Source organism: Moorena sp. SIO4G3 (assembly GCF_010692305.1).
GTDB lineage: Bacteria > Cyanobacteriota > Cyanobacteriia > Cyanobacteriales > Coleofasciculaceae > Moorena > Moorena producens_A.
The window spans coordinates 1-7047 of record NZ_JAAHIG010000431.1; the positions used below are offsets into that span (position 1 = coordinate 1).

The following is a 7047-nucleotide window of genomic DNA, read 5'->3' on the forward strand; positions in this document are numbered from 1 at the left end:
GACAGGGGTAGAGTTGGCAGGAGCTTTAATTGAGTTAATTACAGATACCTTAGCTAAAGACTATCGGGAACTTGATTTAAAACAAGTAAAAGTAATCTTAATTCATTCAGGAAATAGATTGCTTGCTGATTTTCCCGATCATTTAGGAGACTACACTGAGCAAGCCCTATGCCGTCGGGGAGTTCAAATTCATTTTAAAACTCGTGTTACTTCGGTCATGCCTGGAGCGATTGAATTAGAAGAGGGTTCGATAATTGAAACAGGCACTATTATTTGGGCTGTAGGAGTAAAAGCTAATCTTCCTGTAGACTCTGACAAGTTAGCTACAGCTAGGAAAGATCAAGTTTGTGTGCGCTCAACTTTGCAATTATTAGAACATCCAGAAGTCTATGCTGTGGGAGATGTTGCCTATGTTAAGCAAGACGACAAAGCACTTTTAGGTATTGCACCTGAAGCTTTACAGCAAGGAACGGCAGTCGCTAGTAATCTCAAACGACAGTTTGGAGGATTATCTCTCAAACCTTTTAATTATTTCAACAAGGGAACAGCAGCAATTATTGCTCGCAATGCAGGAGTAGCTTATCTGTTTGGCAGAATTTCCTTAAAAGGCTGGTTAGCTTGGCTGTTATGGTTAGGTATCCATTTATATTATCTTCCCGGTTTATCAAATCGTTTAACTGTTTTGGGTAGTTGGATTAGAGATTATCTGACAGGAGAACGCAACGTACGCCAAATTTTCTCTGTGTCTAGCGCTACCAAACTCACTTTTTCCGACATACGGTAACCAGGGTAAACGCATCTTGCTCGTTAACCAGGCATAGTTCTGAATAAACCCTGCCTTGTATTGATACAAAGCATGCATCAATACAAGGCAAATCAAAAAACTTGTTGGTTGCTAGGATATAATAAAATACCTAACAGTTCTGTTTAGTTGTTTTTGATTTTAAGGGCCTCCCCTAAGGAATGCTTAGCAACGGAACTGACCCAAGGAGTCTGGACTTACGTAAAAGCCTTTGTCCTTAAAGTCAGAAAACATTGGACACACTGAATTAGGATTACCTGCGGTCTCATACATTTCTTCGTTAGCACAGCCTTCTAATAAACACTCTTCAGAATAGCTTCTGTAGAGGTCATTTAATTCACCATTACTACATCCTTCATTGTTGCACTCCTCATTCCAGTTTGCAAAAGCAGCTGGAGTGAGCGCAAAGAAGCCTACCATTAAGAAGACCATTCCAAAAATGAGAATGTCAGAAAGCATGCGCTTTAGACCACCAAAAACTTGGTTATTCATTGTTACTGTTTCCTTTAGAATCCAATTGCCGGCTTTCCCAGAAAGTTATCATAAACAATCTAGGATTCCTGTACCATGGTTTGCCATAAAATATCCTAGTATTTCGACGAATATAGAATACTTTTTTAGCTACCAGAGAAACCCTACAGGTTTTTTTTTATTTTGTCAAGATAGGTCTATGTTTTTGTAATATTTATTAACTTTATGGTGTATTAAAGAAGCTATAAGGTAGACTTAATCAGGAGGCTGGGGGAAAAGAACAAATTACGATAACAAATGAACTCCTTGACAAAGGGATCTGAGGGGGTGACATGAGCCCTAACAAGCTTAGTATATAAGGCTTTGATGCGAATAAACTCATGGAATATAAAGTCCCAAATTAACCCTCAATTCATTGTCTTGATGCAGTCGCTCATGGGGGAAACCACGGCAGTTGCTCATGGGGGGAACCCCCTTTGGCGGCACTGCATCGCTAAGTAACTTATGGACTTAAATTATTACCCAGTAATGATTTCAGCTTCCATGTCACCCCCCCAGACCGAGGAGACTATCAAAATATTCCCACTTTACTCTCAATTAACTCTGAGGGTAACTCTTCAAGAAACTGAGAAGGGTTAGCTGGTTCCCGATTCCCATAAAAGCGGCGCTCATGAGCATGGGACAAAAACAGTTGTTCCTGAGCGCGAGTAATCCCTACATAACACAAACGCCGTTCTTCCTCCAACGCGACAGGATCTCTGAGACTACGACTGTGAGGAAACAGTCCTTGCTCTAGGCCGACTAGAAAGACAATCGGAAATTCTAGCCCTTTAGCAGAGTGAAGGGTCATTAAAGAAACTGCTTTTTTGCCCTCTTCGAGGTTATCCATGTCAGAGGCAAGAGTTGCATTAGCAAGAAACCCTTCTAAGCTCGTTTCTTCGTTTTCTTCTTGAAATTGCTGGACTGCATTAAACAATTCTACAATATTTTCCAATCGATTCTCAGCTTCTTCAGTACCTTTGTTTCTTAAATCGCCAATATAACCAGACTCTTCCATAATCCCTTTTAGAATCTCCAATGCCGATCGCTCTTCCAATTGCTGCTGCCATTGAGACATAAGCTGAGCAAATTTCTTTACTGCTTTAGCTGATCGTCCAGCAAATGTATGAACTGAGGTCTCATCACTGATAATTTCCCACAGAGGAACTCCTAATTCTTGGGCAGCTGCAACCAGATTGTTAATGGTAGTTTGTCCAATACCTCGTCGAGGAGTATTGATAATGCGCAATAGACTAACAGTATCGGATGGGTTTGCGATCGCTCTGAGGTAAGCCAGAGAATCTTTAATTTCTTTACGGTCATAGAACTTTAACCCACCAACTACAGTATAGAGAATATCCGCTCTGATCAAGACATCTTCAAAGGCACGGGATTGAGCATTAGTACGATAAAGAATAGCAAAACTGCCTCCATCGATTTCTGGATTTTGTCGTTTTAGCTGGATAATTTTACTGACTACAAACTGAGCTTCTTCCAATTCGTCATCAGCGCTATAACAATAGATTTTTTCCCCGATACCCCGTGTTGCTCGCAGAACTTTATCAATCCGCTGGGTATTCTTTTCGATCAGGTGGTTAGCAGCTTGAAGAATATTTTCCCTAGAGCGATAGTTTTCTTCTAGCTTGACCATAGTGCGAGTATCTTGGTCCGGTAAACCGTCACCAAAGTCTTGCTGAAAACCCAGAAGGATGGTGAAGTCTGCCATTCGGAAACTGTAGATAGAGTTATGAGTAAGCAATCCATCGCTAAAGTAGACATGGTGCTTCTCTACCTCTAGGCTATACACCAAGCCACTGTATTCCTGACGCTGAATCCTAATTGGTTTCCAAACCACTGTTTTGCCACCCTGATAGACGGCTATATCCATCAGTTCTGGTAATAAATTAATTGCTGCTAGCTCGATAGTACTTTTCCCTCGTCCGCCTTGATAGGCAATGTCAGGCCTGTAAATTGGGTAGTTTGGGTTGAGTCCAAAGTCTTGAAGACAGGAAATTCCCCGTTCTGGTAACACATCACTCAGTGCATTAAATAACTGCTCCAGCATCTGACGAGTGTACTCAGTGGCACCATTAATTGGTTCAAACGGGGCAGTGGGAATACCATAGCGAGCGGCAATATAAGAGACTTTGAAGGAAGCTTCTATCCGATTGTCAGTTACCACGAGAATCCAAGCGGCATCTGCTTTCTCAACCCTGGCTCGATAGCCTAACTGAAATCCACCATCGCTTTTAAATAGCTTGCACCATCCGACTCGGTACCACTGACCTCGGCGGATTAGGTAGACAACATGAGTCTTTTCCTTAGCTTGCTGATTCCACCGGATTGGCCATCGATGGTTTGGTGTGGAGCGAGTAGTTTGGCTATCAACCGTTACCTCAATCAGATGGCCACTAAAAGGACGACTGGCTTTGTTGAAACGATAACCTTCCACTCTGCCAACTACTGCGGAAGAAAGAGGGTTATAGCTGACTAACCGATGTTGATTTGGGTCTAGTGCTTCGATTGGGACATATCCCTCTGTAGTCAGTACTTGAGTACCTGGTGGCTGACACTGGTCTGCATCCCCTACTACAAAAACTGAGCGATTCTGCCAATCCCACTGACTCTTTCGAGTTTCGCCCTTGGTAGTCAACAAGCGAATCAGTTCATACTGAATCCGATTGGTATCTTGATACTCATCGACTAAAATGTGATAAAATTGCTGATGCCAGTAGCTTAAGACCGACTCATTCTGTTGGAATAGCCTCATTGGCACTAAGATGAGGTCATCAAAGTCCAAAGCATTGTTAGCAGCTAATTGCTCTTGGTAGTGACTATAGACATCAGCAATCACTCGTCCCCGGAAATTCGACTGTTCTAGCTCAAACTGCTGGGGAGATAAACCGCGATTTTTGGCATTGCTGATGGCATAGCGCACAGAACGGGGGTTAAATTTGTGGTCATCAAGATTTAAGGTTTGAGTGACAATGGTTTTAACCACGGTCTGGGCATCGGATTCGTCAAAGATGGAAAAGTTCCGATTCCACTTCCGTCCCTGATCATCTTGGTATTTATTGATATCGAAGCGGAGAATCCGAGCAAACAGACTGTGGAAGGTGCCAATCCACAACGGTTTGGTGATGGTTCTGTAAACACGCGATCGCAACTGGGTTTGTTGGTCTTCTGGCAGAAGCTCCAACCGTTGACCATACTTCTGTTCCGCCAGCTGCTGAGCAAATATTTGCTCAATCCGCCCTTTCATTTCCCGTGCGGCTTTGTTAGTGAACGTCACCGCTAAGATATTTTCTGGTGAGACCTTGTGTTTGAGAATTAGATTAGCAATGCGATAGGTCAAGGCTCGGGTTTTGCCAGACCCAGCACCAGCAACAACTAACAACGGACCGCAGAAATGTTCAACAGCTTGAAGTTGGGAAGGGTTGAGGTGGCTCAGGAAATCAGGGGTTGTACTCATAGGGGCGGATAAAATGCGATCGCAGATCTATCTAGATCTATTTATCTTATAGCTGAGGCTATTCTAATGTTTAGTTTTTCGAGTGTGATTCTAAATATCCGATGACCTAGCAGCGCTCAATGCTTAATGAAAACTTTCCCGATTCACGATTCCTGATTCACGATTCCTGATTCACGATTCCCGATTCACGATTCACGATTCCCGATTCCCGATTCCCGATTCCCGATTCCCTACTCCCGATTCTTGACTCGATGGTTTACACACGCCCCCTCGCTCGCTTAATTGAAGAGCTACAACGCCTGCCTGGAGTTGGTCCAAAGACTGCTCAACGACTAGCCCTTCATATCCTCAAGCGTCCAACACCGGAAGTCAAAGCCCTAGCGCAAGCGTTGATGGAAGCCAAACAACAAGTTGGTTTCTGTAGAGTATGCTTTCACTTGTCTGCTGAACCGGTCTGCCAAATTTGCCGCAATTCCAACCGGGACGAGAAGACTATCTGTGTAGTTGCCGACTCAAGGGATGTGATTGCCATCGAAAAAACCCGCGAGTACCGAGGTAAATACCACGTTCTCGGAGGCGTGATCTCCCCCATGGATGGCATTGGTCCAGAACAACTCCATATCCAGCAACTTGTACAACGAGTCAGCCAGAAAACGATTCAAGAAGTGATTTTAGCCATCAATCCCAGTGTAGAAGGGGAGACAACCACACTATATATAGGTCAACTGATCAGGCCGTTTACCAAAGTGACCCGGATTGCCTTTGGTTTACCCATGGGCGGAGACCTAGAATATGCAGATGAAGTCACCCTAGCTAGAGCCTTAGAAGGACGCCGTGAGTTAGAGTAATTGGGCTAAGAATTAGTAAAGGATGAAGTATCAAGTGGGAAGATATTTCATCCTCGATCTTTCCATAAACTACTTCAACTTTTGCTTAATAAACGTCACCAGCTGACCTAACTGTTTCTTTAAGGCATCAATTTCCTTCTGCATTTTGGCAACCTTTGCCTTCAACTGTGCAATTTCCTGAGCTGATGCGACTGACGACTCAGCGGTAGCTGCACTAACTGCTGCTGGTGCAGGAGTTGCTGGTCGCTTCTTAGCCTTTTGCATAGATTCTTTGATAGCATCCGTCAGCTGCTTTTTATTAAAAGGCTTTTCAATAAAGGAAAAATACTTAAAAGGTTCTTTGATTTTAGCAGTTACCTCTTCTTTTCGTCCTGACATTAATACCAGAGGAATTCTTTGTAATTTAGGCTCACTTTGAAGTTTCTCAAAAATCTCCAATCCACTCATTTTTGGCAGGATAAAATCTAACATGATAAAGTTAGGTTCTTCCTGGTAAATTAAATTAATTCCCTCCACCCCATCTTTAGCTTCGAGGACTTCAAAACCCGGAGGTAACATCTCTTTGACACGCTTGCGGATTACCGTACTATCATCGATTACCAGGATTTTATGACTTGCCACGACTGACTCCTTTCCAAGGTAGTTTGAGGTAATTTTAAAAAAACAAATGTTGAATGAAGCGACTGTCGCCGACTCCAGAGGCTAATGTGGACACCCTAACTTAGGAGCAGGGGAGTACCAGTTTGCCTAGCGATGATCGACAAGTCACGACCTACCCAACTAAGATAACTCAGCCCTATCAATCTATAGCCATGCCCAGATAAAAAGGTGTGGGAGATATGACAACCTATCCCTATAGCAAAGGGAACAGCGGATCTGGGAGTAGGGAACAGGGAGTAGGGAACAGAGAACAAACATTCTCTCAATTGATTTAGGATTGCTATAGTTAGTGCCATTCTAGGGTAAGACCCTACACCCGTTCAGGGTGAACGGGTGTTAAGGCTCTGCTGGTCCGGTGTTATGCACCTCAAGTAGCGTGGCCTAAGGCCAATCGGATTCCGATGCAAAGTACTTGATATGGCTCAGTTATGGAAATTCCCACAAGCCAAAACCCCGCGTTTTAAACCACCGGATGTAGGCTCGCTGCGACTTTAGTCGCCTAGACACAATTTTGCCAAAAAAGGTTGACAATACCTGCGCGCTAGAGTATTATTTAGATATGGGTACAGGCTGCAAATCCGAGGCGCAACCGGGAGAGAGACCCGCCACTGCTTGACCTTAAAGAAGAGTGCGGCTCGTTCTAAGTAGGAGCCTCCTGAGATAGGAGGGGTATGACTTAGGGGAATCGCGGGAAAAACCCGAATTTCTAACTGTTTAACGGATGGTGGTGAAAGTCCACCCCATTAAGAGATATG

General features: G+C 43.7%; 6 protein-coding genes. 2 read left to right on the forward strand and 4 right to left on the reverse strand.

Annotated elements, in window-relative coordinates:
* A partial coding sequence (locus tag F6J99_RS39000) for an FAD-dependent oxidoreductase (protein WP_293121417.1) occupies positions 1–784 on the forward strand: 784 nt, incomplete at its 5' end.
* A gap of 183 nt (positions 785–967) precedes the next feature.
* On the opposite strand, the gene F6J99_RS39005 is transcribed toward F6J99_RS39000, so the two are convergent.
* Both F6J99_RS39005 and F6J99_RS39010 read right to left on the reverse strand, forming a co-directional pair.
* Positions 968–1294 carry a hypothetical protein gene (locus F6J99_RS39005; protein WP_293121419.1) on the reverse strand — a complete coding sequence of 109 codons (327 nt, stop codon included), beginning with the start codon at positions 1292–1294 and terminating at the stop codon, positions 968–970.
* Between the two features lie 550 nt (positions 1295–1844).
* Positions 1845–4784 carry a UvrD-helicase domain-containing protein gene (locus F6J99_RS39010; RefSeq protein ID WP_293121421.1) on the reverse strand — a complete coding sequence of 980 codons (2940 nt, stop codon included), beginning with the start codon at positions 4782–4784 and terminating at the stop codon, positions 1845–1847.
* Positions 4785–5035: 251 nt separating this feature from the next.
* Between F6J99_RS39010 and recR the strand changes: the two genes are divergently transcribed.
* Positions 5036–5632 carry a recombination mediator RecR gene (gene recR, locus F6J99_RS39015; RefSeq protein WP_293121423.1) on the forward strand — a complete coding sequence of 199 codons (597 nt, stop codon included), beginning with the start codon at positions 5036–5038 and terminating at the stop codon, positions 5630–5632.
* Between the two features lie 69 nt (positions 5633–5701).
* Here the strand turns inward: recR and F6J99_RS39020 are convergent, their stop codons facing one another.
* A complete protein-coding gene (locus tag F6J99_RS39020) occupies positions 5702–6253 on the reverse strand; it encodes a response regulator (protein ID WP_293121425.1) in 552 nt (183 codons plus the stop codon).
* A 95-nt stretch (positions 6254–6348) separates the two neighbouring features.
* Positions 6349–6558, reverse strand: coding sequence for a hypothetical protein (locus F6J99_RS39025; protein WP_293121427.1), 210 nt, complete (start codon positions 6556–6558; stop codon positions 6349–6351).
* Positions 6559–7047: the final 489 nt, after the last annotated feature.

Coding starts and splice junctions, on each gene's coding strand:
- F6J99_RS39005 (WP_293121419.1), bottom strand. CDS start 1,294: ATGAATAACCAAGTTTTTGGTGGTCTAAAGCGCATGCTTTCTGACATT.
- F6J99_RS39010 (WP_293121421.1), bottom strand. CDS start 4,784: ATGAGTACAACCCCTGATTTCCTGAGCCACCTCAACCCTTCCCAACTT.
- recR (WP_293121423.1), top strand. CDS start 5,036: ATGGTTTACACACGCCCCCTCGCTCGCTTAATTGAAGAGCTACAACGC.